This window comes from Acinetobacter sp. L-24 (assembly GCF_056857555.1).
The window spans coordinates 284,943-310,363 of the sequence record NZ_JBSXNI010000044.1 but is presented as its reverse complement, the minus strand read 5'-3'; the positions used below and the strand labels follow the sequence as shown (position 1 = coordinate 310,363).

The following is a 25,421-nucleotide window of genomic DNA, read 5'->3' as shown; positions in this document are numbered from 1 at the left end:
AGTATATTGTTCCAAAATCAGCCAAATTATAATGAACCTAATTCAGTTGCCTGTTCATCACGCTCATGACTCAAACTTTGTTTCAGTTGACTCAACTGCTTTAAAATGCTGAACATTAAAGACAGCTGCTGCAAAATGATCAGGGATTTCTGATCTTGCTCCTGATCTTGAGCCAAGCGCTGTCGAATATGGGGAATCATATTTTGCGCACTTAAATCGGGCATTTCATCTCGTAACAATGCACCACGAATGTTCTCGAGAGCTTTGTCCAGTAAATTCAGAATGTCCTGATCTTCAATTTTTTCCCGGTGTGCGCCCAGTGCAGCAATATAACTGATAAAAGTATGGTTCAGACAAAGGAACTCAAAGGCTAGCGATTTTTGTACCGGATCAATATCCGGTTCAGTGGCCAGTGTCGAAATCAGTGAGGCTACCTCGGCATCGGTATTATGAGCAGCACGGCGCACAATCCGATATTTCAGGCCATTATTACGTCCCGATTTATACTGCTCGATTACTTCACTCAAATAATCTGCTTCTGCCTGCAAGCTGCGTTTGATACTGCGCGGCAAACGCCGGAACTTCCAGTCTGGAAAAATAAAACTGACGCCGAACCAGGCAATCGCACAGCCAATCAAGGTGTCGATCATACGCGGGATGGCCGCGGCATAGCCCATACCGTCCAGGTTGAAGTTGATCAGGGCTAAAATCGTGATAAAGGCGGTGGCCTGTGCATACTGTTTACTGCGCAATTCAAAGAACAGAATCCCACTCAGTACCAGAAGCAATAATTGTCCTTCGATGGACGGCACAAAATATAAAATGGCATAACCGAGGATAATACCGACCAACGTACCGATAATACGCAGACGTAAACGCCGTTTGGTGGCGTTAAAGTTGGGCTGGCTGACAAAGAGTGCAGTCAATAAAATCCAGTAACCATATTCAATATTGCTGACCTGTACGAAGATATAGCTGATTAGTAGCACAATCGACAGGCGGATGGCATGCCGGAACAGCACCGACTCGGGTGTCAAATGCTGTTTAATCCGAATCTTGATGTCATCCCAGCCTTTCAGGTCATCATCTCTAAGCTGGTTTTCGATATGTTTGAAACGCTCGGACTTGATATTTTGCTCGGTTTCCAGGTTGCGTAACTGGGCATCAATCGATTTCAGGTTTTGAAACAGCGCAAACAGGGCGCTGATCCAGACCTGATCATAATGCTGTTCCTGACGTAATTTATCTAGCGACTGTCTCAGGTTGTCAAAGGCATGCTTAAAGCGCTGATTATGCACATAGGGTTTGCGCAGCAGCAAACTTTCACTCAGGTCCTTACAGGCTTTGCCCTGAATTGACATGATGCGCTGGAAGCGGAACAGGATATCGCTATGCTGGAAAATCTTGGCCAGTTTCTGATAATCAATATGCGCTGAATCGGCACGTTCATGAATATCCTGCGCGACAAAATAATATTGCAGGCTGCGACGGGTGTCTTTTTGCCCCCGGTCACCTTTCAGGCGAGTCAAAAGGGCAGTTTTCATCTCATTAAAAATCGCAATCAGTTTCCCATTTTCAAGCGAGAGTTCAATCATGCTTTGCTGATAGCTTTTCGGGGTCATGTCCACATCAAACAGATTGGACTTGGCATATAAAAAGTCACCGAGAGCAGAATAGGAAATGGCAAGCTTGTCTTGCGCCAGTCGGGCAGGGAAAATCAGGAAACTGATGGTCGACAGCAGACCGTACCACATCGCGCCGATGACCAATAAACCAGCCTGTTTATACCATTCATCAAACAGCTCCACCCCGAGCATGGAATAAACGGAAATCACCAGACAGCCGTAGGAAATCGTGGCATAGCGTCGCCCTAGTGAACCCAGCAAAATCAGGGCAATACAGGACACAATTAAGGCCAAGGCAAACAGCAAGGGATAAGGAAAAAGCAGATATACGCCTACTGCCGTAATAAAGAAGCCAATGTAGGTGTAGAGCAGATTTAAAATCCGCACCGAAAAGCGGTCATCAATATCGCTTAAACCGGCTGCGACCACCCCTAAAGTCAATGGGATCGTCATCAATTGTTGTCCCATAAAATAGGGAACAAAGGCGGTACCTGCAAATGCCGTCATCATGCGCAGGTTATACATCAAGGTCGTGTTATAGGTGGTTTGCTTGAGACGAGTGAGCCAAGATTTCAAAGGTCGTCCTTTATACTGCAGTCTTAGAGCTGAATCTGAATAGGCTAATGAAAATAGTATATTTATAAATCTTCATTTCAGGCTAAATCATACTATGCACTGTGTTAATTTGTCTGCATATTAGCGCTTTAAATCTTCATGCTTATGACATCGAATAAAATAGTACAACAACCTTATGCCATGTCCTGGATTGTTTTGCTGGCGACCTTAAGTGCACTCGGGCCTTTATCCATTGATATGTATCTTTCGGCCTTACCGGCTATGGCAGCAGATTTTGGTGTCAGTACCCAAATGGTTTCCAATAGCTTGCCGGCTTATTTCTTCGGTCTGGCGATCGGGCAACTGATTTATGGTCCGATCAGTGACCGGATTGGACGTAAACCGCCACTGTATTTTGGGCTGTGTTTATACATTGTGGCAAGTTTACTGTGTGTCTTTGCGCAGGATGAATGGAGCCTGATCGCTGCACGGATTCTGCAAGCCTTAGGTGGCTGTGTCGGGGTGGTCATGGCACGTGCTGCAATTCGTGATCGCCTGGATATGCATTCAGCAGCTCAGGCCTTTGCCAGCATGATGATTGTGACTGCGATTGCACCAATCATCGCTCCGAGTCTGGGGGCCTGGGTATTGATGTTTTATGAATGGAATGTGATCTTCTTGGTGCTGATGGGCTGCGGTCTGTTGAGTCTGGCCTGTGTACATTTTCTATTTAAAGAAACCCTGGAGCCAGAACGTCGTCTCAAGCTGAACTTTCAACAGGTTATAAGTTTGTACCGGTGCATTTTTCAGGATCCAAGCTTTCGACGTCCGCTCTATGCCGGCTGTTTTTCCGGTGCGGTGATGTTCTGTTATATCAGCGCTTCTTCGGCCATTCTGATGGATCGTTATCAACTGACCGAGCAGCAGTTTGCTTATGCCTTTGGTGCCAATGCCTTCGGGATCATGCTGTTTTCGACCTTGAATAAACGTCTGGCTGGGCGTTTCTCGATATTGCAGCGTCTGAAAATTGGCACCTGTCTGCAGTTTGCCGGTGTATTAGGGTTAATCTTGCTCGGCTGTCTGGATGTCGATTCTGTGCTCTGGGTGTTGTTAGGCATGTTTATTGTGGTGGCAGCCCTTGGGTTTACTGGTCCGAATGCCATGGCTTTAGCAATGGCTAAACAGGGCGAGCGGGCAGGAACTGCAAGTGCCATTATGGGCAGTATGCAATTTGTCTGTGGTTTATTGGGCGGTGTATTACTGAATTTTCTGATCTGGCATGCTTTACTGAATATGGCATTGATCATGCTGGTTTTTGTCGGTATTTCTGCTTGGGCGATTTTTAAAATCAACATGCCCAGCCTAAAAAATGCATAGATGCTGGCTGCCTCTCAGATAATAAAAATACTGGTCTGGACAGAGGGCTAAGCAAGTTGGCTTAGCCCTGCTTGCATCACTCATCGATAAACACGGCAAATTCTTCTACGGGAACGCGCGGGGTAATAAAGCTGTTAATAATTTGCTCTGGGTCGGCATAACCCAGTGCCATACCGCAGACCAGCTCTTCATCATCGGGTGCGCCGACCAGATCAAGCACGATCGGGTGAAAGTGATTCCAGGCTGCCTGCGGGCAAGTGTCCAGACCGCGGGCTTTTGCTGCCAGCATAACATTCTGGATCATCATGGAAACATCCATTTTGGACCCAATCGCCAAAGACCGATGTACAGTAAAAAATAAGCCGACAGGGGCATCAAATAATTCAAAATTACGCAGCTGCTGACGCGCCATTTTTTCCTTTTCGCCTTTTTGAATATTCAGCAAGCCATATAAACCCCAGCCATTTTCACGACGACGTTCAATAAATGGCGAGATCCATTGTTCAGGATAGTAGGCAAAAGTTTCCTGATACTGCTGCGACAATTCCGGATTTGCATAGATTTGCATTTGTGCCTGACAAACCTGCTGCACGAGTTCATCACGCTTTTTACCTGTTACCACATACACTTTCCAGGGTTGGGTATTGGTTCCTGAAGGTGCGCGGCTGGCCACCGCCAGAATCTCTTTTAAGGTGTCTGTACTAACGGGGGTATTTAAAAAAGCACGCACTGAATGGCGAGAAGTGATGGTGTGATCTACAGCATGAACAAGATTTTGATCCATTATGGGGTCCAGTCGAATATCCTTATTGAGTTTGCAATGACTATAAACTAAACAAACAGAACGGGGGATAGGAAAATTTAATTCTTCGCTAGCTGAAAAAACCATTTGTCAACAAAATGACTTGAATAATGAAATTTCGCATTCTTTTAGCTGAGCATAAATCGCCTAAGTGATAGCAATGGATTTAGTCATAAAGTTGGTCTTTGATTTAAAAAATGGCTTAAAACCCAAGTGCTTGAACCATTCAACAATAACAATTTCACACAGAGAACTGGTTTATTTTGACTGAAAATCAAGATAATTTAATTTCAAGATCCCTGTTTAATTTTGTGTCGAGTAAAAGATTAATATTTTTTTTGAATTAAAATATAGATTAATCTTCATATAAAAATGAGAATTTATAATTATTTTTTATAGGTAAATTAACTATTGCTAATAAAAAGAAATAAAACCTGATACGAAGAAACAGCATAATGTACGACTTTTCATCTTAATTCATGCATTTCGTGATTAAGATCTGTTTTAAATAACGCGATTCCAGATGGCTTGAATGAAGTCTTTAGGTTGAAAGCACTCATCAAGCACTGAATGTTTTTTTTGAGCTTAAAACACAGTTTTTTTACCAGCATGCGCATCTGTTTGAAAATTGTCTGCAATTTTACAACAGACTGAGTATCGGAATAGAAAAGGTGTTGCTTTTATAAATCTCTCATTTGTTGAATATGATCGTGATGATGATATTCATAAGTTTGAAAGAGATGATAAATCGGTTTGTTTTTCTAAAGGTGATAGATCAAATCAGGATATTTCCAGATGAACATCTAATGAGCGAGCTAGAAATCTAGCGCACTCCATCACTTTTAGAAAAATAAAAAATTCAAAATCATCTTGGGCAAAAAATTATGGATTTTACTTTTAACGCATTTTATACCTTGATTGCCGCAGTCATTGTTTTGTTACTCGGCCGATTCCTGGTTAATAAAATCGATTTTTTAAAGCGCTACAATATTCCTGAGCCGGTTGCAGGCGGTTTGGTTGCTGCGATTATCTCATTACTGGTGCATTCACTGTGGGGATACAGCATCACCACCAGTTCAGAGCTACAAACCAGTTTTATGCTGATCTTCTTTGCCTCGATCGGTCTCAGTGCCAACTTTTCCAAGTTGCGTGAAGGCGGCATCGGTCTGGTAATCTTCCTGTTCGCTATTTCAACTTTTATTATCTTACAAAATGCAGTCGGCATGAGTCTGGCCACCTTGCTCGGTATTGACCCATTGATTGGCCTGATTGCAGGTTCAATTACCTTAACCGGTGGTCATGGTACTGCAGGTGCATGGGGTGAGATTTTTGAGGTTGAACATGGCATTCAGGGGGCGCTTGCACTGGGGATGGCCAGTGCCACTTTTGGTCTGATTATCGGTGGGATTATTGGTGGTCCTTTAGCAAAACTGCTGATTAACCGTCATAATCTCGCAATTGCACGTACGGATCAACAAATCGAAAAGCGTGACAGCACGCCAATGGATATCAACTCGACCGAATATATTCCATTTGAATATCCGCATCAGGTGCGTTTAATTACCGCTGATAATGCAATCACGACCTTGGGCCTGTTCGCAGGCTGTTTGGCTTTTGCAGAGTTCATGACGGGTTTCAGTAAAGGTACTGCATTTGAACTGCCGACATTTGTGTGGGCATTGGCAGGTGGTGTCATCCTGCGTAATGTACTGGAAGGTATTTTCAAAGTTCAGATTTTCGATCGTGCGATTGATGTGTTCGGTAATGCTTCATTGTCGCTGTACTTGGCAATGGCATTGTTATCATTGAAATTATGGCAATTGGCTGACCTTGCAGGACCACTTATGGTGATTCTGGGTGCGCAAACCATCACCATGGCTTTGTATGCAGCTTTCGTCACTTTTCGCATCATGGGCAAAAACTATGATGCTGCGGTACTTGCAGCAGGTCATTGTGGTTTCGGTATGGGTGCAACGCCAACAGCGGTTGCCAATATGCAGGCGATTACTAATATGTATGGTGCATCGCATAAGGCCTTCCTGATTGTTCCATTATGTGGTGCGTTCTTCGTTGACTTAATCAATGCTACTGTTATTCAGATGATTTTGAAGTTTTTTGCATAATTTTTATGCCTGATACGATGAGTCATAGGCTCATAAGGATGTGACATGAATGATCAGTTAAATGAAACCTTACTCGGCTGGATTAATGCCCTGAATGGCCCTTTATGGGATTTTCTGGTGGTGTTTCTGGTCGCAGTCGGTATTTTCTACACGATCATGACCGGTGCAGTACAAATTCGTTTGTTCTGGCACAGCATGAAAGTCATGAAAAATAGCCGTGGCAAGGTTCAGGATACGCACGGCATTACCCCGTTTCAGGCCTTTGTCACTGGACTGGCAAGCCGGGTCGGTGTGGGCAATGTCGCGGGTGTCGCCATTGCGATTGCAATTGGTGGCCCCGGTGCCGTGTTCTGGATGTGGTTTACTGCCTTTTTGGGCATGAGTTCTGCTTTTGTTGAATCTTCTTTGGCACAGTTGTTCAAGGTGCGAGATAACAAAAACCAGCAATTCCGTGGTGGACCAGCTTATTACATTACACAAGGCCTGAAACAGAAATGGCTCGGGATTGTCTTTGCGATTGCATTGATCACGACTTATGGTTTTGTCTTCAATGCAGTTCAGGCCAATGCCATTACCGGAGCAACCTCTCATGCCTGGGGCTGGGATCAGGCGAACCTGATTCTGCCATTAGGCGGCCTGAATCTGGAAATTTCCTGGGTTGGATTGTTTCTGGTCTTGATGACTGCGGTGATCATTTTTGGCGGAATTAAACGGATTGCAAAAGTCGCGGAAAGCTTTGTACCGTTTATGGCTGTGCTTTATCTGGCGGTGGCTTTGTATATTGCAGTCATCAATTACGATCTGCTCCCATCCATCTTCCAGCTCATTTTCAGTAAAGCCTTTGAGTTTGAAGCCGCCGCTGGTGGTTTCTTTGGTGCCATGGTTTCTATGGCGATGATGATGGGCATCAAGCGTGGTCTGTTCTCTAACGAGGCAGGGATGGGTTCGGCACCGAATGCTGCTGCAGCTTCCGATGTCAAACATCCGGTCAATCAGGGGCTGGTACAGATGCTCGGAGTATTTGTAGATACCTTCGTGGTGTGTTCATGTACCGCGATTATTATTCTGGTTTCAGGTCTGTATGAAAATGCAGGCTTTGAAGGCGTGACCTTGACCCAGATGGCGCTTGAAAGCCAAATTGGGGCTTGGGGTGATGACTTCCTGGCTTTGATTCTGTTCCTGTTTGCCTATTCTTCGATTATTGGTAACTATGCCTATGCCGAAGGAAACGTCCAGTTCATCAATAACAATAGCCGGGTGATGTTGATTTTCCGCTTATTTGTATTGGTGATGGTGTATTTCGGTTCCATCGCCAGCGTGCCACTGATCTGGAATATGGCGGATCTGTTCATGGGTGTCATGGCAAGTATCAACCTGATTGCGATCCTGTTGCTGATGCCATTCCTGCTGATGCTACTCAAAGATTATACCGGTCAGCTGAAGCGCGGCGTGAAAGAACCTGAATTTAAACTGGATAACCATCCTAAATTTAAAGACAAGGTCAAATCAGATATCTGGTAAGACTTGAAGCAAAAAGCCCCGATCATTCGGGGCTTTTTTGTGCCAAAGTTATTTAAAAGAAATTTAAATAACTTTGATAAAGCACGAAGCCCAAAATCAGGCTGAACCAGACTGGTAATTTTGAGCGTAGCAGGGCAATCATCACTGCGACAAAGACCAGGTCGGAGCCATAACTAAAATAACGTTGTGAAAGATCCAGCAATAAATACAGCAATAGCCCCACCACCGCAGCATTGATGCCCATCACCGCCTGATGAATATGGCGCTGCTGCATCAACCATGACCAGTAGGGCAAGGTGGCAAAAATCAGGAAAAATGAAGGTAAAAAGATTGCGCAGGTCGCTAGTACTGCATTCAGCCAGACATAGGGCGTCCAAGGCTGCAAAGAACCAATATAACTGGCAAAACTGAATAAAGGCCCCGGCATAAGCTGGGCAAATGCATAGCCAAGATCAAAAGATTGTGCACTCACTAAACCAGTCGTGACAAAGTCCTGATGTAACAAAGGCAAAATCACATGACCGCCACCAAACACCAGCGAGCCAGTCTGATAAAAATTGGAAAAAAATTGCAGCTCCGATTCACCCCATAATTTTCCAGCTAAGGGCAGCAGCAAAAATGGCAGGATAAATGCCAGTAACCAATAAGGTGCAGCGGCAGATCGAATATAAGGCGAGCTGATTGCCGTTTTGTTAATTTCTTTGGGTTTCGAATCTGATTGGGAAAAATATCCAGCCAAGAGTCCACAGATTGCGCCCAGTATAATCACCAGAATCTGGTTAAAACTTACTGAAACGACTATCAGTAATGCGACAGAGAGGATTAAGACAGCGTATTGCCAAACCGTTTTACAGAAGCTTCTCAGCATTTGCCAGAATGCCCAGGCGATTACAGAAAATACAATTAACTGGATGGTATGAAAGCTGTTTGAGTTTAAAATATGAAAATAGCTTTGACCCAATAACGCCACCAAGGTCATCAGAATCATTGAGGGCAGGGTAAAACCCAACCATGCGATCACGGCACCAGTATAGCCCCGTTGCAGATAACCGATCGACAGCCCCACCTGACTGCTGCTCGGCCCGGGTAAAAGTTGCGCCAAAGCGACCAGTTGACTGTACTGGGTGTCATTCAACCATTGCAGTTGGGTCACAAATTTTCGGTGAAAAAACACCAGATGCGCCGCTGGACCACCAAATGAAATGCAGCCCAGTTGCAGGAAAATCAGGAAAATCCGGTACAGTGAGATTGAAGGCATACAGTTATGGGAAAAATGAAGATAAAGTAGCTGAACTGTATGACAGTTTTACGAAATTCTACAGACTATTTATGCATGTGTTTATACACTATGCTGCTTTAGATTAATGAGGACATTCTCTGCATGCAGAAATATGTGTTGAGTATGGTGATACTGGGTACATTTGGCCTAAGTGCTTGCCAAACGACCCCAATGACAGCCCAAGCGGCGACTAGTCATCTACAACCTGCTGCACAACGCGGAGAAGCTCAGGCACGTCCGAATCAAATTGATTTTCAAAAGATCAAGCAAACCCAGCAACGTCCGGTAGTTGCTTTAGTTCTGGGCAGTGGCGGTGCGCGTGGCTATGCGCATATTGGTGCGTTGGAAGTACTGGAACAGGCGGGTATTCAACCAGATTTTATTGTCGGAACCAGTGCGGGCAGTATTGTGGGATCCATTTATGCAAGTGGCAAACCGGCGATTGAACTGCGTAATATTGCCCTCAACATGCGACCGAATGATGTCCGTGATATCAAGCTGGCCAGAAAAGGTTTTTTTGATGGCAAGAAAGTTGAGGACTATGTCAACTTGCAAGTCGATCAAACCCCGCTTGAAGCCATGAAAATCCCGATGTTTGTGGTAGCAACCGCGCTGAAAGAAGGCAAGAAAGTCGTCTTTAACTATGGCAATACCGGACAGGCGGTACGTGCTTCAGTCTCGATTCCGAGTATGTTCATTCCGACCATCATTCAAGGTAAAGAATATGTAGATGGTGGTCTAGTCAGTCCGGTGCCGGTCGATGTGGCACGTGAGTTGGGAGCCGACATTGTGATTGCGGTAGATATTCTGGCACAACCCATTCACACGGAAACCAGCAATGTCTGGGGACTGTTTAACCAGAATATCAATATTATGCAGCAACATCTGGCGCATGAAGAATTAAAGCATGCAGATGTGGTGATTCAGCCGGATTTACGCGAAAAAGGCCATATCTTTGATGTCCGTGGCAGGGAACTCACCATGCAGGCCGGTGCCGAGGCGACCCAGTTAAAGTTGATGGAAATTTCACAAGCCTACCAAAAACATGATTATGCTCAAGGACATCGGATTCCACAGTTTGTGGTACATGAACATCAAGCTCAATAAATCTTTTTTTTGAAATTTCTGTTTATCCCTATATCGCACAACCGCGGTATAGGGATATCCAATCAAGAGAATGAAAGATCATCGGCTGTAACGCTTAACTGATTGTTATAAAAGATAAGATGATTGCCTATGTGTATCAGTCAGTCGGAATTATCTCAAAAGATAAAATTAATTTTAAACATAACAAATTGAATTATAAGTATATTGTTTTAAATAATAAGCCTTATTCGTCCTAAATTAAAATTTTAATATTATTATTCGTATACTTAAGTTGATCAAATATTCAAAAGCATCCGTGTTCATGCCAGAATGCAGTTTGAAAAGATCACTGCACAGATGTAGATAGCATGATGCATATTAAAATTGGACAGCAGGTCAAACTGGCACAATTCGAACACTATATTTTTACAGTGACCGCACGCCATCAGGATGGTTCTTTTACCGTTGAAACGACCTTGGATGGTCAACAAATTTTAAGTTATCAGAACGTGGCACAGGAAATGCTCAGGCCAGTGATGCTTTAAATCACGCAGAGTCTTTCTATTTTCCTGAATTATTTTTGTTCAAAGCTTAAAACAGTGAAAAATTCTCAGTTGCTGTGTGATTAGCCCCAGATAAATAAGTGTTGATTTATTGGCACTTAACTTTCTAACTGAGATTTTAAGCAATTAAATATATTTTTTTCTGTATGAATACATTTTCTATATCAATAATTGTGATGCTTCATTTGCCGAATTGAACATTTTATTCATGCTAAAAACGCTATAATAATAAACGATAACCTTGTCATTCAAAGAGTTCAAAGAAAACGATGGCCCCTTTAGATCAAATTGCAGCAGTGTCGGATGACCAGTCAGAGTTAACGATGTCAGTTCTCATGACGCCAGATATGGCAAATTTTTCAGGAAATGTTCATGGTGGAACCATTCTGAAATTATTGGATCAGGTGGCGTATGCATGTGCAAGTCGCTATTCGGGTAGTTATGTCGTGACCTTATCTGTAGACAAGGTGAATTTTAAAGAGCCAATTCACGTCGGTGAATTGGTTACATTTCTGGCCAGTGTGAATCATGTTGGCCGTACCTCGATGGAAATCGGGATTCGTGTAGAAGCTCAGAATATTCAAAAGAGAACGGTACGTCATACCAATAGCTGCTATTTCACCATGGTTGCGGTGGATGAAAATGGTAAACCAAAACAGATTCCAGCTTTGAACCTGGACAATGACTGGAAACGTTGCCGTTTTGAAGCAGCAGAACAGCGTAAAGTCGCGCGTTTGCAAGAAAATCATCATCCTTCATGCAGCATTTATAAAAAGACTGCACAGAGTTAATTTAAATCGTGATTGAGAAAAGACCTTCATATGAAGGTCTTTTTTTTGCATCAATTTCAGTTTTTCACTGGAGCTTTGTTATTTTTTACCCTAATATAAAACGATACGTATCGTTTCGATTTTTAGATCTTAAAAGTTAAGTAGAAAAATATGAGCAGTGACGAAAAAAGTTCCCGACGACAGCAGTGCATTTTACAGGCGGTCGCAGATGCGCTGGCAGAATGTGAATATCATCAGCTGACGATTGAAGATGTAGCGGCACGTGCCGGCGTAGGCAAGTCCACGATTTATCGATGGTGGAAACATAAATCGGAACTGGTGCTGGACACTTTCAAACAGCATACAGCTTCGGTATTTGAGCTGGATGCCTCTAAAAGCCTGAAAAGTAATCTTATTCAACAACTTGGTTCTTTATCTCAGGCACTGAATCATCCGGTGGGGCGGGCTTTGCTGGTGGTGATTGCCAATCACCGTGAACTGGCAGGTGAGTTCTTTCAGCAATATCTCTTGCCACGTCGGCAACAGACTCATCAACTGATTCAGCAAGCGATTGAACGGGGAGAAATCCGCGCGGATTATCCTTTTGATTTGATGCTGGATACCTTATACGGCCCGATTCATTACCAGATCATTTTTTTCAACCGGATTCCAGATGAACACTATATCCAGAATCTGGTCGAGTTGGCCTTGTATCCTGTCGCTATTCAAGCCTGAGTTTGTGCTATTTCCCTACAAATTTTAAAAGTTGGTGATTATGTCAGTTAGCGCTGAGCGGTTATGGAATCGCTCATTTATCTTGTGCTTATTCAATAATTTTTTCCTGTTCGTTTATTACTTTGCCTTACTGACCATCTTGCCGATTTACATCATGAAAGATCTGGGCGGTTCGGTAAAAGAAGCTGGGTTGGCGCTGACGCTATTTTTGGCCTCTTCGATTGCGATTCGGCCATTTTCCGGCATGATCATCGAAAAGCTCGGCAAGAAAATCTCGATGCGCGGCGCAGGTGTGATTTTTGCCTTATTTGCCTTTAGTTATTTGCTGGTGGATAGCATGTGGTCGCTGTTGCTGGTGCGTTTTTTACATGGCATCTGGTTCAGTATTTTGACCACGGTGGCAGTACCTGTCGCCAATGAATTTATTCCTGAACAGCGCAAAGGCGAGGGCATGGGTTATTTTGTCATGTCGACCAATCTGGGTGTGGTTTTTGGGCCCTTGCTGGCATTGACCGTAATTCAGTTCACCAGCTTCAAAGTCTTATTTGGCATTCTTGCTGTTATCATTTCTTTGGGGCTCATTTTCTGTTGGATGCTCAAAATCACAGAGTTACCAAAACCTGAAGCTATAAGCACAGAAAAAACTAGCTTGAGCTTGCAGGATATTCTGGAAGTCAAAGTTCTGGCGGTAAGTTTTGTGGCTTTACTAACCGCTTTTGCCTACTCGGGCATCATGAGTTTTATTATTGCATTTAGTGAAACCAAGCAGCTTTTAGCCTATACCAGCGTATTCTTTATTGTCTTTGCAGCGTCCATGTTGCTGGTCAGACCTTGGATTGGAAAGATTTATGACCGTAAGGGACCCAGTGCGGTTATTTATCCTTCCTTTATTTTCTTTGCCATTGGTCTGGTGATTGTCAGCCTGATTTCCAATCAATGGATATTATGGTTGTCAGCGGTGTTTATTGGCATCGGTTATGGTTCAATGTTCCCATGTTTGCAGACCTTGGCCATTCAGTCGGTCGACAAACAGCGTATGGGACATGCGATTTCAACCTTCTTTACCCTGTTTGATCTGGGTTTAGCGATCGGTTCCGTGGCAATGGGAGTATTGATTGCCTATTGGGGCTTTGAAACCACCTATGTTTTGAGTGCTGTACTCGTCATTGTGACGATATTGGTTTATCGTCAGTATGTTGCCAAAAAGCAAAAATAAGCGCCCGGCAAGTTTGGAGTTATAAAATGGAATTAAGACATTTACGTTATTTCGTTACAGTGGCGCAGGAACTGAACTTTACCCGTGCCGCGGAAAAATTAAATACGGTACAGCCATCACTGAGCCAGCAAATCAAGGATCTGGAACGTGAGGTTGGCGTACAGTTGCTGGAGCGGAATAACCGTAAGGTCGGGCTCACTGAAGCCGGTCAGGCATTTTTAAAAGAAGCTTTATTGAGTCTTGAGCATGCAGAGCGCGCCATTCAGACTGCCAGACAGATCGCCAATGCACAGCAGGACCAGCTGAATATCGGTTTTGTCCCGGTCGCGGAAATGAAAGTCTTTCCTTATATCATGCTGAATATCCGCGCGCATTTTCCTGAACTGAAAGCTCAGTTTCACAGTCTGACCGATGCAGAACAGTTTAGTGCCTTAAGAAATGGACAGATTGACATTGCCTTTACCCGTTATCCGGGGCAGTTGAGTGAATTTGATTCGATTCGCATTTTTGATGAGCCTTTAACCCTGATTGTGCCGAGAGATTCCCCGGCTGCGGCCTTGTCCTATGTCAGTATCAAGAGTTTTGAAAATCAGGACTTTGTGATTAGTGGTGAGCAGTCCTCACCGCAACTGCATAAGCTGATTCAGGATTTTTTTAAACAGTCCAAATTAAAAGTGAATGTGGTGCAGTATTCCACCAATATTCTGCTCAATGTCAATCTGGTGGGAATGGGCGTGGGCTGGAGTCTGGTGCCAGCCTATGTGATTCCATTGCTCGGCGATAATATTGTGGTGAAAAAGACCCTAGAACCCTTACCGATGATTGGACTGTATGCCAATTATCGCAAGGATCAAAAACATGTGGTGATTGATCTGATTTTGAAAGTATTAAAAGAAAAGTTTTGTGTGGATCTTTTTTAATATTTAAACCTTCAATCTGCCCATCTAAAAAGCCGTGCGACAGAAATGATCTGTAGCACATCCTTTTAAATGGGGAGACTAAATCGCTTTATACTGAACATCTAATAATAAAAAACTGGTTGAAGCAGGATGATGAAGCTCTATAACAATCCGCAATCACGTGGCCTGACCTTATTGCCTTTGCTGAAAGAATTGCAGATTGAAGACCAGATTAAGCAGATAGAAGTTGCCTATGAGCATATGCATCAGCAGGCGTATACACAGATCAATCCGATGGGAAAAGTTCCCTGTCTGGTAGATCAGGAGGTCGTCATTTCAGAAATGGCCGCCATTTTTATCTATCTGGCAGATAAATATCGTGACAAAGGATTGGCACCTACTTTGGATGATCCGAAGCGTGGAGCGTATTTGAAATGGATATTTTTCTGTCATGGGCCCTTCACCGAATATATCGATATAAAAAATTTGCAGGTACCGCCAGAAAATATTGAAAAGAACCGAAGAAGTTTAAGTTTTGGGAATGAAGCAGCCGTATTTGATTTTCTGAAACAGGGTATCGGGCAGGCCAGTCCTTATCTGTTGGGTGAAAAAGTCTCGGCGGCGGATCTCTATGTGGCTTACTGTTTGATCTTTGCGATCTCTGCGAAAATTTTACCGAAATTTGATAAGTTCAGGCCCTTCCTGCAGCAGATGGCTCGCCGTGATTCCTTGAAAGATATTCCGTGGTTTCAGGAATACCGAGTCTAATTCCTCGGTCTATATATTGTCCGGGATATCTAAAAATAATAAAAAAACCACGCCGAAGCGTGGTGAAAGGTGACCAATATTATTTCAGGTAAAGCTTTTTAAACAGTTGCTGGCTGGTGCTTTCCATCGATTGAGGAATGGCCAGCGCAGCCACGAAACGGTCAGGACGCAAGATTACAACTGAATCAGACGTGTTACCAAACCACGAGCGGATATCTGTGCCGATATCACCAATGGTAATAACATCTTCATACTCTTTGCGCTGGCTATTTTGCAATTGCACCGCCGGAATTACCTGAATGAATTTCACACCGAGCGATTTCCACTGTTGCAACGTCTCCGGGCTGAGACCCCATTTCGGATCAACACCCCAGGCAATAATCGCAAAATCATTGCCGATCACTTCATCCAGTAACACGGTTTCACCCGAAGCCAGTTGAACTTGAGGCTGGATAAACATCTTGCCGACCGGAGAGTTCTTGGCTCCATTACTCAAAAGTGCACCGTCATGATATTTCGGCATTGGTTTAAAGCGCATTTCCAGCAGATACTGTTTGATCGGCTTGATGTAGTTCAGGGCATAGGCAATACCATCACGAACAAAACCTTGCCATTTTTTCGGTGGTGCCAGTACATGACCTGCCATCACCGACAGATCAATCATCGCCTTGGCATGGTCTTTACGTTCGATCTGATAAGAATCTAAAAGTGCTGGGCCAGCTTTACCTTGAATAACCAGTGCCATTTTCCAGGCCAGGTTAAAGGCATCACGCATACCGCTGTTATAACCCTGACCTTGCCATACCGGCATGATGTGCGCAGCGTCACCGGCAAGCAAAATACGGTCGACACGGAACTTGTCCGCAATACGGGCATTATGAGTATAGACACGCTGACGGATCACTTCGATACCATCCGTGCTTGGTAAAACCTTAGAAAGAAGTTTGGCAATATTTTCCGGTTTGCTCAGTTCTTCCTGCGTTTCACCCGGCATGACCATAAATTCAAAACGGCGGATACCATGTGGCAAGGCGGCCGATACATAAGGACGTACCGGATCACAACATAGGTAGATATGCGGTGTAGCAAGCGGGTCGTTTTCAAGATCGATCACGATCCATTGATTCGGTGCGGTTTCACCTTCAAAGGCAATGCCCAGGTTGCGGCGCACATAAGAATTACCGCCATCACAGGCAATCAGATATTGAGCGCGGATGGTTTCTGCATCGCCCTCTTTATTTTGCAGATTGAGTGTTACGCCGTCAGCATCTTGACTAAACTGGGTCAATTGACGAGAAAATAGCACTTGGGTGTTTTTATATTGCTTTAAGCCTTGCAGCAGAACGTTATCGACTTGTGGCTGAATAAAGGCATTACGGCGCGAGAAACCAAACTCACGTGTTAAAGGCTGAATATCTGCAAAACAGCGACCTTTAGGCGTCAAGAAGCGCATCGCATGATTCGGAGTGGTATGCGGTAAGACTTGATCGACTAAACCCAAAGATTGAATGGTACGTAAGGATTCATCATCGATTCCAATCGCACGTGGATAATCAATCAAACTATCCAGTTGCTCGACAATCGTGACAGCTACGCCTTGCTTGCTTAGATAGTTGGCAATGGTTAAGCCTACAGGGCCGGCGCCAAGGATTGCCACTTCAGTAGTGTAATTAGTATTGCTCATAGCGAATGTCCACTCAATCGACTTGCATTTGATGCTATTAAGGGACAGTTAGAAGCCAGAAACAAGTTAGGCGATAGTAGCTTAAGTATATGGATAATATTGGATTGAAATAGGTGGTTTTTAAATAAATAATTGATTTTAATTATAAAAATAATAAAAATTTGATAGCCTGTATTAATTCTATGATCAGTTTTGAGTATGGTGATAAATAGATTTTATGCAATAAAAATGCTGAACCAGCATCAAGCATGATTCAGCATAGAATAATATCGGGGGCAGTATAGGACAAAGCCTACTGGAGAATTACTGTCCCTGATATCTTCATTGAAGGATTAAACGAGTTGTTCAATCACTTAACGTGCAGCAGGTTTTGCAGGTGTCGTAGTTTCCGCAGCAGCTTCAGAGGCAGCAGGCTGCTCTGCAGATGCGCCTGCAACAGGAGCATTCGATTCAGGTAATTCCTGGGTAGTCACAATCACTTTTTCTTCTGCAGTGGTGGTTTTCGCATCTGTAGTTTTACTATCAGCAAAACTGGTGGCTGCAGCAGCAGTAAGCGTAGTGGCAAGTAAGATTTGTGCATATTTCATTTTTGGCATCCTTTTATTCATGTCATGTAATCTGCCGAGCTGACCATCACATCAATTCGACAGATGCCCATCCTAAGCACTGAAATTTTACTGAGCAAATCAATTAACAAAAGCGACACGCAGGGAATAACCCAGCAGATACAAAACTGAGAAAGTTGTTTTATTTCTGTTAATTATGCGGAGTTTTATTTAATGAAAGTGTGTGTGAATATTTCAAGAATCCAATTTGAAATAAAAGTTAACATAGAAAATTAGTAATTTGGGATCATTCCATTAATTTTTATCTCTGTGATTTTCACGCCGTGTTTGCGAAGAACACGCATTTTAAAGTCACACTGTGCTTTATAATGCAGAGTATTGCTATTTCTATTCAATCTCTTGAGAGTCGATTTTGAAAATTCTGTCAGCGTCGCAGGCTATTCCTGTCCATATCATTTCCGGATTTTTGGGTGCAGGTAAAACCACACTACTCAAACATTTACTGCAGCAAAAACCGGAACAGGAAATCTGGGCGGTGCTGATGAATGAATTTGGCCAGATTGGCGTAGACCAGCAGTTATTGCCACAAGATCAGGGTTATGCGGTCAAAGAGCTGTTGGGTGGTTGTCTATGTTGCAGTAGTCAATTGCCGATGCAGATCGCCTTGTCGCGCCTGCTGTCAGAAGTGAAACCGGATCGCCTGTTTATCGAACCTACCGGGCTGGGGCACCCGGGACAATTACTGGAACAGCTGACCGAACCGCACTGGCATAGCCATTTGAACATGCAGGCTTTAGTCACCGTGGTGGATGGGTCGCGTTTGCATGACCGGGACTGGACCCAGCAAAACCTGTATGCAGACCAGCTCAAGGCAGCGCATATTGTGGTGATTTCACATACTGACTTGATGACAGCCGCAGATCACGCAGCGCTCACGCAGCTTCAGGCAGAATATCAACCTTATGCCCAACAGTGGCTGTTCACCGAGCATGGACAACTCGATATTGAACAGATCAAGCAGGAATATCGGGGTTCTGCCCGTCAGATTCAGCCTTTGTTAAAACAGCAACAGACCCCCCGTTCAGCGGATACGCCCGTAGTGATTCAGCAGATGCCTTATCATTATGTAGAAAGCGCGCAGGGTTACCAGGTCGCTGGCTGGAAATTGCCAAAACGCTGGCAATTTAATTTTTATGATCTGCTGGATCTGCTCTGTGAACAAAAAGACTGGCTCAGAATAAAGGGAATTTTTCATACCGACCAAGGCTGGAAAAGCTTTAATTTTAATCCGGAGCAGTTTAATTATCAGTCGGCAGATGAAGGCATTGATAACCGGGTGGAAGTGATTTATCAACAGTCACGCGATTGGCTGGCATTTGAAACTGCCCTGATGCAATGTCGTATCGATCCAGAAAAATAACGGTACTGTTTCTAGTGCGCTGAATGAATTATTGGCCTAAATCTGTTCAGCAAAATAGCGCTAAATCTTATATGCTAGGCGCCAAATTTGAGGATTATGTGATGGCGTTAAAAGCGACGATTTATAAGGTTGATTTGAATATTGCGGATATGGATACGCATCGTTATGCAGACTATCAGCTGACGATGGCGCTGCATCCTTCAGAAACCATTGAACGCTTGATGGTGCGTATTCTGGCCTATGCACGCTATGCCGATGAAGCACTGGAATTTACCAAGGATCTGTTTGAAACCGATGAACCGGCACTCTGGGAAAAAGATCTGACCGGTCAACTGGTCAAATGGATTGAAGTCGGTAGCCCGGATGAAGATAAAGTCAAAAAGGCCAGTGCGCGTTGCAAGCAGGTCGCAGTTGTCACCTATGGTTCTGCGGTGGATGAATGGTATAAGCGCAGCAGCAAATTAAAAACCTTAAAAAATGTGGAAGTGTGGAAGTTATCTACCGCAACCACCGACGCATTGCCACAATTATGCGAACGCACCATGCAGTTACAGCTCAATGTGATGGATGGTGAATGGACCTTGATCGGTGATCAGGGCCAGGTGCTGGTGGAGTGGGAACAGTTACAATAAGGCCAAATAAGGATGCAAGTCTGGACTTGTATCCTGTAGCTCAAATTGCGTATATCTGAGGGATAAGAATACGCAGGGCTGCACCATGTACCATGAACTTTATGATTTACTGCTGGCTGTCGCGATCGGCGCAATTATTGGTGCAGAGCGTGAGTATCATAGTAAATCTGCCGGACTGCGTACCATGATTATGGTCAGTCTGAGTTCCTGTTTATTTACCATTATCTCTCTGAAAATAGGCGTGGCCAATCCTGACCGGCTGGCCGCTAATGTCTTGACTGGACTGGGTTTTCTGGGTGCCGGTGTTATCCTGAAAGATGATAACCGTATTTCTGGAATTACCACCGCAACCACGATCTGGATGACGGCAGCACTCGGCATGGCGGTCGGTGCAGGCTATGAACTCTTAAGTATTTGGGCTACTTTTATTGTCATGGCGGTGCTGGTTCTATTGATGTATGTCCAGCGCGGCATTGAATCTCTGAATCAGGAACGCAGCTATGAAATCGTCTGCCCATTCGATCAGAATGATTCCGATCACTACGAAATGTTATTTAAACGTTATCAGTTAAAAGTGGTGCATTCCTCACAAAAAAAAATTGATCAACAGATTGTCGGACGCTGGATTCTGATGGGATCGGCCAAGAATCATCAAGAATTAACCCAGCATTTACTCAATGACAAGAATATTCAGGAACTCAGCTTTTAACCCATCAATGGCCCAGACTTAAAAAAACAGAGCAATCCGGTTTATACTGAGCTTTGAATTTTATGCCCCTCTCAGGTAAATAACCATGATCAACGAACTTGAAATTATTGATTTAAAAGTAGGCGAAGGTAAAGAAGCGGTAAAAGGTGCCTTAATTACCACGCACTATACTGGCTGGCTGGAAGATGGAACCAAGTTTGATTCTTCTATTGACCGTGGTAATTATTTTGAAACTGTCATTGGTACCGGTCGTGTGATTAAAGGTTGGGATCAGGGGATTCTGGGAATGAAAGTTGGCGGTAAGCGTAAACTGATGGTGCCTGCACATTTGGCCTATGGCGAACGTAAAATGGGTAAAGTCATTCCAGCCAATTCCAACCTGATTTTTGAAATTGAACTGTTTGATGTAAAAACACGTGATTAAAATGATTTAACTTGCTGAATATAAGTTATATTTTTTATTCAAAGATATACGCTGGTTTCGGTGCAGTTGCTTCAAAATAGGCTGTGCCGGATAAGCTACAAAAAACATCTAAAAAGATTTGAAATCAAAAATATTCCTTGTAAATTATAAGAATAATAAAGAATTATCTTGAGATAGAACGTATTTGCATAACTCGATAAGGAATGTCTGTTTCTTCGTATTTGTCTGTGCCTTGAGCTGGATGACTTGCATCATAAGTTCAGCAATCGCTCAGGATGAACTCCCTTCGCCGTCATTTCAGCAGCAATCTCACGACCATATTACTGAAGTTCATTTTACCGAACATAGCACTAGTGCCTTGCAGGGAAAATGGCTGTTTTATCCGAGTCAGTTTATTGTTCAGCCCAGCCCCGTACTCCAGTCAAAAACAGTTGAATTGCCAGCCTCTTTTAAAACTCTAGCGGGTTCAAACTCTGGCTACGGTACCTTTATTGGTTATTTTAAAATTCCGAAAGAATTTCTCGGGCGACGCATCGCGATTCGGATTCCAACCCAATACGGCGCCTATCGGGTATATGTCAATGGACAGTTTATTGTCCGTCTCGGGGAAATCAGTACCACACCTGACAAACAGGTGACTGAGAAAGCACCGCGTATTGGCTATTTTGTTCCAGACACTGAATATATTACTTTAAGTATTCAGGCTTCCAATTATACCCACTTGCATGGCGGTCTCGAACGACCAATGCAGATCGGCGTTGCAGCTACCATCAATCGCCAATTCCAGCAGCTCATGATGAGTATTGCCATGGTGTGCGGGGCGGTACTTGGGGTGGGGGTGTTTACCATTCTATTTTCGGTATTCCGGGGATCACGAGAACGTAACAGTAAAAGTATCTTTGTTTTTGGCTGGTTTATTGTCTTTTTGGCCCTGCATAATCTGTTTTCTGCACCTTATGCCTATTCGGTATTTACCAATATTAATTGGCTGTGGGGAACCCGCTTAGAGTATCTGTTTACTTTTATTGCTGCCTTCTTTTTTCTCAGCTATATGCATCTGTTTAACCGGCGCTATTTAAATCCGGTGATTTATTATATCGCTGTGGCATTACTGGTTTTTAACATTATTTTTACCCTATTTTCACCTCCTGAGATATTTGAACGAGTAGCCCTATTTAGTGCGATTTTTGCCTTGGTCATCATCGGTAATTTTATTTACGGCTTTTATCAGACCTTACGTTATAAAGAGCATTATTCGCGTTTAAATCTGATTGCGATTATTTTCCTTTGTGTCACCTTTTTGAATGATTATCTGTTGCTGATCAATGTAATTAAAACCACGCATCTGTTCTTTATCTCAACCAGTATCTATGCCTTACTAATTATGTTTCAGCAGTCCAGACATTATGCACATCAAACTTATGAGACTGAACAGCTAAACCTGAACCTGATCGCGCTCAACGATTCACTCGATCAAAAAGTCAAAGAACGCACTCAGCAGCTGCGTGAAGTGAATGCCAAACTGGAACAGCAAATGAATATTGATGCGCTAACCGGAGCTTTTAACCGGCGTGCCTTAAATCATGAAATCCAGCAGCAATTTTTACAGACCCGGCAACAGCCGCAACATACCTTAATTTTTGCCATGCTCGATGTCGATTTTTTTAAAAACTATAATGACTACTATGGCCACTTAAAAGGCGATGAAATCCTGAAAAATCTGGTCAGGATTATTCAAGGCACTTTGCCACCGTCTGGCTATCTGGCACGTTATGGTGGTGAAGAGTTTGCGATTCTGCTCACTGGAATGCCGGTTCAAACTGCCCTTAAAAATCTGGAAAATGTGTTAAACCAGATTCGGGAACAGCGTATGCAACATCTGAATCGGCCAGATGAAAAAGATTATGTTACGGTTAGTATGGGCGCGGCCTGGGTTGAACAAAAACATGGCTATGCAGATATTCATGAATTGATGAAAGCGGCAGATGTGCAGCTCTACGCCGCCAAACAGGCAGGACGTGATCAGTTGAAAATTGAAAAAGAGGCCGATTAAAAAACATATTTATACAGATAACGCGATTCATCTTCTGGCTCGGCAGAATGGGGATGAAAGCCGCAGTGTTGATAATAACTTAACGCAGTTTGAGTAGACTGTATTTCAATCTGATGAATTTTTTTCTTTAATAAAGCGCGATGCATTTGTTGAAATAACTCGGTGCCAAATCCCAGTCTTTGGCAGTGTTGGGCCACATAATGCATCCGGATTTCTCCAGTATCACTGACCAATAAGAACCCGACGACCTTGTCATAGATGAGATAAACCCAGCAATCGTTATACAGCATATCGACAATCAGGCTGGCATGATCAAATTTTTCTAGCCAGGTTTGAATTTTGCTTTCTTCACGCTGATGATCCAGTACACAGGACTGAATGCTGTCATGAATGACCTGAATAATTTGAGGTATATCTTCGACCTTCCCTTCACGAATCATAATATTATTCATTTTCTCGAACATTTATAGGGAAGGTTTATTGGATAAAAAAGAAGAGGGTAAAAAACAGAACAATATTGTAGTTTTTTGAGAATCTTTACTGTGATTTATCAATGTGAAGATTGGTTCTGTTGCTGATTTGTCCTGTTTGTTTATCTCAAGTTCTTGAATCTCATTAGGGAGTTAAAAATAAAAAATCAAAGTAAATCAATTTTTAAATAAATCGAAGTTCGAATCTGGGTAAAATGAGCAAGCAGAGAAGATAAATAGTAAAAATAAGCCTCAAGTTTGCACTGTATAAAAAATAGACGTATGCTGGGTCAAAAGGGACTATTCAAATGAATCTTGATCCTATAACCATAAAAATAAAATTAGTCACATGAGATCATCCACCATGCTGAAATTACTGCTCCTGTTATGTGTTTTATTCATGTTGAATGCTGCCTGGATCGTCGGCAGAAAGATCTATAAAGCTCAGCGCCATCTGGCGCGTCAGCGTCCAGAAAAACCGGCACAGATTTCCAGCATGACAGAGCAAGAGGTCATCGAGCAAGAGCAGCAAGTACATCTGGTGGATGCTTATGAACTGGAACTGTTTGACGATGTGGCACAGCTATTCTTTCAACGGCAGGTGCATATTGAGAATCGGGCACAGGCCGAACAGTTACAGCAAGAACTATTACAAAAAATGCCGATGCACAGTGGCACCCAGATTCGTCAGATGGACTTAGGCGAATGGTCTATTTTCTGGAATTTTTATGATCAGTCACTGGAATATTATGTCGGTCGCTATGGCGTATTCTATGCACATGTCGACCGTTTTGGAGAAGAGCACCGGCAGGAAATCCGCAGGGAACTTTTGCATTCTGACTGTGCTTAGAACACCACTTTCAGTCATTTTCTACGACTGAAGATCTTAGGCTACGTACTTAAGCCATTACAATTCAGAAAAGGTATCTCATGCCTTAGCTCAGATTTTTTCTGCCTCTTGGCGGAAATAGCCCATATAATTTATCTCCTTTAAGCCATAATCTTGCGCTAGAAAAACCTCAAAACTCGCGAGTCGTATCCTCGAAATAGTCATTTAAAATGTACGAAGTCTGGCGAGCAATGATCCGGACTAAAAAGGCAGAAATACTATGATCATTGATTTTCATCAAGCACAATTACAGAAGTTTATTGCTCTGGCGATGAAGATCCAAGCTGAGCCTGAACAGTATTTGCAGTTTGATTCGGTCTCGGATTTTTATAAGGCTGACTGGCTGCAGGCTTTCCCAGCTGGAACTGAATACTATGTTTCCGGTCTAGATGATGGTGCCGATGAGTTTCATGCCGTGATTTATTATGGCGAAGCGCAGCTACAGATCAGCTGTGGACAGGCACAGCTTTCAGTAAAACTATGTTGCAAACATTGACCGGGCTGCCGGAATTTCCCGATAAAAGAATAATGACATCCGCTATAAAGTTGATATAAATTGCAGAGTCATCTCTGTATCTGATTTTTATTCGCATCAGCCGAGAGTGGCATAGGCGAATATCGTAATAAAAATAAGGAAAAAATAGCATGGCACATCAGTTCACCGTGAAAGCAATTATCAATGGCGTGTCTATTGATGAATTTAAGCGTTTGGCCAATGATATTCGTTTGCATGAGGCAGTTTGCCATCGAATTCCTGCGCAAAACTTGGAAATTCTGGTTTCGGAAAAGCAGGGGCATATGTATACCCTGAAACGCGCTTATAATCTGGATGTTAATATTCCGGATATCGCAAAAAAATTACTCAAAGATGCATTCCGTTTGCAGCGTACCGATGTCAGCGATCTGAATGAAATGACTTCGACGGTACAACTCGGTGCGAACTTGCCGATCGAGGCCATCTGTCAGCGTGCAGTTACCGGAGATGAAGATCAGATCCAGTTTCAGTTAAACTGGACAGTCAAAGTCAAAGTACCTTTGCTGGGTGGCATGCTAGAAAAGCATGCTGAAGGTGAAATTCGTAAATTTAGTGAAATTGAACTCAGCATCGTCGAAGATGAATTGCGTAAAGGTCTCACCGCTTGAAGCAATCAAATAGTGTGATTGACCTAATTTCAAAACTGGTCAGGTAGACGCCGGGTAGTGGTAGTTGATTGGGTGGTAGATCGCCACTTTCAGTGTATTGCCACTATCCAGG

The 25,421-nt window shown here is 43.3% G+C and carries 24 protein-coding genes; 18 read left to right on the top strand and 6 right to left on the bottom strand.

Annotated elements, in window-relative coordinates; translation table 11 throughout:
- Positions 1-26: 26 nt before the first annotated feature.
- Positions 27-2,201, bottom strand: a complete 2,175-nt coding sequence (gene yccS / locus AC13CK_RS13060) for a YccS family putative transporter (protein ID WP_482831248.1) — start codon at positions 2,199-2,201, stop codon at positions 27-29.
- 138 nt (positions 2,202-2,339) lie between these two features.
- On the opposite strand from yccS, the gene AC13CK_RS13055 reads away from it, so the two are divergent.
- Positions 2,340-3,557, top strand: a complete 1,218-nt coding sequence (locus AC13CK_RS13055) for a multidrug effflux MFS transporter (protein ID WP_253174380.1) — start codon at positions 2,340-2,342, stop codon at positions 3,555-3,557.
- Between the two features lie 76 nt (positions 3,558-3,633).
- Here the strand turns inward: AC13CK_RS13055 and AC13CK_RS13050 are convergent, their stop codons facing one another.
- Entirely contained in the window at positions 3,634-4,341 is a 708-nt protein-coding gene (locus AC13CK_RS13050) for a nitroreductase (protein WP_004280692.1), read from the bottom strand.
- 902 nt (positions 4,342-5,243) lie between these two features.
- Here AC13CK_RS13050 and gltS point away from each other — a divergent pair.
- Together gltS and AC13CK_RS13040 are read left to right on the top strand one after the other, a co-directional pair.
- The gene (gltS, locus tag AC13CK_RS13045) at positions 5,244-6,482 is read left to right on the top strand and encodes a sodium/glutamate symporter (protein ID WP_314103621.1); all 1,239 of its coding nucleotides are present in this window, start codon (positions 5,244-5,246) and stop codon (positions 6,480-6,482) included.
- A 45-nt stretch (positions 6,483-6,527) separates the two neighbouring features.
- Complete coding sequence (locus tag AC13CK_RS13040) at positions 6,528-8,003, top strand: alanine/glycine:cation symporter family protein (protein ID WP_004731963.1); 1,476 nt, start codon at positions 6,528-6,530, stop codon at positions 8,001-8,003.
- A gap of 52 nt (positions 8,004-8,055) precedes the next feature.
- Here AC13CK_RS13040 and chrA read toward each other — a convergent pair whose 3' ends face one another.
- Positions 8,056-9,261, bottom strand: coding sequence for a chromate efflux transporter (gene chrA / locus AC13CK_RS13035; RefSeq protein ID WP_482831247.1), 1,206 nt, complete (start codon positions 9,259-9,261; stop codon positions 8,056-8,058).
- 123 nt (positions 9,262-9,384) lie between these two features.
- On the opposite strand from chrA, the gene AC13CK_RS13030 reads away from it, so the two are divergent.
- From AC13CK_RS13030 to AC13CK_RS13000, 7 genes are all read left to right on the top strand, one after another.
- Positions 9,385-10,389, top strand: a complete 1,005-nt coding sequence (locus AC13CK_RS13030) for a patatin-like phospholipase family protein (protein WP_425878746.1) — start codon at positions 9,385-9,387, stop codon at positions 10,387-10,389.
- A 347-nt stretch (positions 10,390-10,736) separates the two neighbouring features.
- A complete protein-coding gene (locus AC13CK_RS13025) occupies positions 10,737-10,913 on the top strand; it encodes a hypothetical protein (protein ID WP_167333208.1) in 177 nt (58 codons plus the stop codon).
- A gap of 287 nt (positions 10,914-11,200) precedes the next feature.
- The gene (locus tag AC13CK_RS13020; RefSeq protein ID WP_004280680.1) at positions 11,201-11,722 is read left to right on the top strand and encodes an acyl-CoA thioesterase; all 522 of its coding nucleotides are present in this window, start codon (positions 11,201-11,203) and stop codon (positions 11,720-11,722) included.
- A 150-nt stretch (positions 11,723-11,872) separates the two neighbouring features.
- Positions 11,873-12,436: a TetR/AcrR family transcriptional regulator gene (locus AC13CK_RS13015; RefSeq protein ID WP_253174384.1), complete on the top strand. Its 564-nt coding sequence runs from the start codon at positions 11,873-11,875 to the stop codon at positions 12,434-12,436.
- A 40-nt stretch (positions 12,437-12,476) separates the two neighbouring features.
- Positions 12,477-13,652: an MFS transporter gene (locus tag AC13CK_RS13010; RefSeq protein WP_425878749.1), complete on the top strand. Its 1,176-nt coding sequence runs from the start codon at positions 12,477-12,479 to the stop codon at positions 13,650-13,652.
- 26 nt (positions 13,653-13,678) lie between these two features.
- Positions 13,679-14,572 carry a LysR substrate-binding domain-containing protein gene (locus AC13CK_RS13005; RefSeq protein ID WP_425878751.1) on the top strand — a complete coding sequence of 298 codons (894 nt, stop codon included), beginning with the start codon at positions 13,679-13,681 and terminating at the stop codon, positions 14,570-14,572.
- 132 nt (positions 14,573-14,704) lie between these two features.
- Positions 14,705-15,319: a glutathione S-transferase family protein gene (locus AC13CK_RS13000; protein ID WP_425878962.1), complete on the top strand. Its 615-nt coding sequence runs from the start codon at positions 14,705-14,707 to the stop codon at positions 15,317-15,319.
- Between the two features lie 79 nt (positions 15,320-15,398).
- Here the strand turns inward: AC13CK_RS13000 and AC13CK_RS12995 are convergent, their stop codons facing one another.
- Together AC13CK_RS12995 and AC13CK_RS12990 are read right to left on the bottom strand one after the other, a co-directional pair.
- Positions 15,399-17,003: a bifunctional 3-(3-hydroxy-phenyl)propionate/3-hydroxycinnamic acid hydroxylase gene (locus tag AC13CK_RS12995; protein WP_425878753.1), complete on the bottom strand. Its 1,605-nt coding sequence runs from the start codon at positions 17,001-17,003 to the stop codon at positions 15,399-15,401.
- Positions 17,004-17,356: 353 nt separating this feature from the next.
- Positions 17,357-17,590 carry a hypothetical protein gene (locus tag AC13CK_RS12990; protein WP_004645811.1) on the bottom strand — a complete coding sequence of 78 codons (234 nt, stop codon included), beginning with the start codon at positions 17,588-17,590 and terminating at the stop codon, positions 17,357-17,359.
- A 391-nt stretch (positions 17,591-17,981) separates the two neighbouring features.
- Here AC13CK_RS12990 and AC13CK_RS12985 point away from each other — a divergent pair, with 391 nt between their 5' ends.
- The 5 genes from AC13CK_RS12985 (at position 17,982) to AC13CK_RS12965 (ending at position 22,807) form a co-directional block, all read left to right on the top strand.
- Complete coding sequence (locus AC13CK_RS12985; protein WP_425878755.1) at positions 17,982-18,989, top strand: CobW family GTP-binding protein; 1,008 nt, start codon at positions 17,982-17,984, stop codon at positions 18,987-18,989.
- A gap of 101 nt (positions 18,990-19,090) precedes the next feature.
- The gene (locus AC13CK_RS12980; RefSeq protein ID WP_026056583.1) at positions 19,091-19,621 is read left to right on the top strand and encodes a YaeQ family protein; all 531 of its coding nucleotides are present in this window, start codon (positions 19,091-19,093) and stop codon (positions 19,619-19,621) included.
- A gap of 85 nt (positions 19,622-19,706) precedes the next feature.
- Positions 19,707-20,330 carry an MgtC/SapB family protein gene (locus tag AC13CK_RS12975; RefSeq protein WP_409666464.1) on the top strand — a complete coding sequence of 208 codons (624 nt, stop codon included), beginning with the start codon at positions 19,707-19,709 and terminating at the stop codon, positions 20,328-20,330.
- Positions 20,331-20,415: 85 nt separating this feature from the next.
- Positions 20,416-20,754 (top strand): FKBP-type peptidyl-prolyl cis-trans isomerase, encoded by a 339-nt coding sequence (locus AC13CK_RS12970; protein ID WP_004280661.1) that lies wholly within the window; start codon positions 20,416-20,418, stop codon positions 20,752-20,754.
- A gap of 241 nt (positions 20,755-20,995) precedes the next feature.
- Positions 20,996-22,807, top strand: coding sequence for a sensor domain-containing diguanylate cyclase (locus AC13CK_RS12965; RefSeq protein ID WP_425878758.1), 1,812 nt, complete (start codon positions 20,996-20,998; stop codon positions 22,805-22,807).
- Here the strand turns inward: AC13CK_RS12965 and AC13CK_RS12960 are convergent.
- Complete coding sequence (locus AC13CK_RS12960) at positions 22,804-23,271, bottom strand: GNAT family N-acetyltransferase (RefSeq protein WP_086044556.1); 468 nt, start codon at positions 23,269-23,271, stop codon at positions 22,804-22,806. The two genes, AC13CK_RS12965 and AC13CK_RS12960, sit on opposite strands and share 4 nt — an antisense overlap.
- A 370-nt stretch (positions 23,272-23,641) precedes the next feature.
- Between AC13CK_RS12960 and AC13CK_RS12955 the strand changes: the two genes are divergently transcribed.
- The 3 genes from AC13CK_RS12955 (at position 23,642) to AC13CK_RS12945 (ending at position 25,309) form a co-directional block, all read left to right on the top strand.
- The gene (locus AC13CK_RS12955; protein ID WP_044108560.1) at positions 23,642-24,127 is read left to right on the top strand and encodes a hypothetical protein; all 486 of its coding nucleotides are present in this window, start codon (positions 23,642-23,644) and stop codon (positions 24,125-24,127) included.
- Between the two features lie 259 nt (positions 24,128-24,386).
- A complete protein-coding gene (locus tag AC13CK_RS12950) occupies positions 24,387-24,662 on the top strand; it encodes a hypothetical protein (protein WP_425878761.1) in 276 nt (91 codons plus the stop codon).
- Positions 24,663-24,811: 149 nt separating this feature from the next.
- Complete coding sequence (locus AC13CK_RS12945; RefSeq protein ID WP_004280652.1) at positions 24,812-25,309, top strand: DUF2505 family protein; 498 nt, start codon at positions 24,812-24,814, stop codon at positions 25,307-25,309.
- Positions 25,310-25,421: the final 112 nt, after the last annotated feature.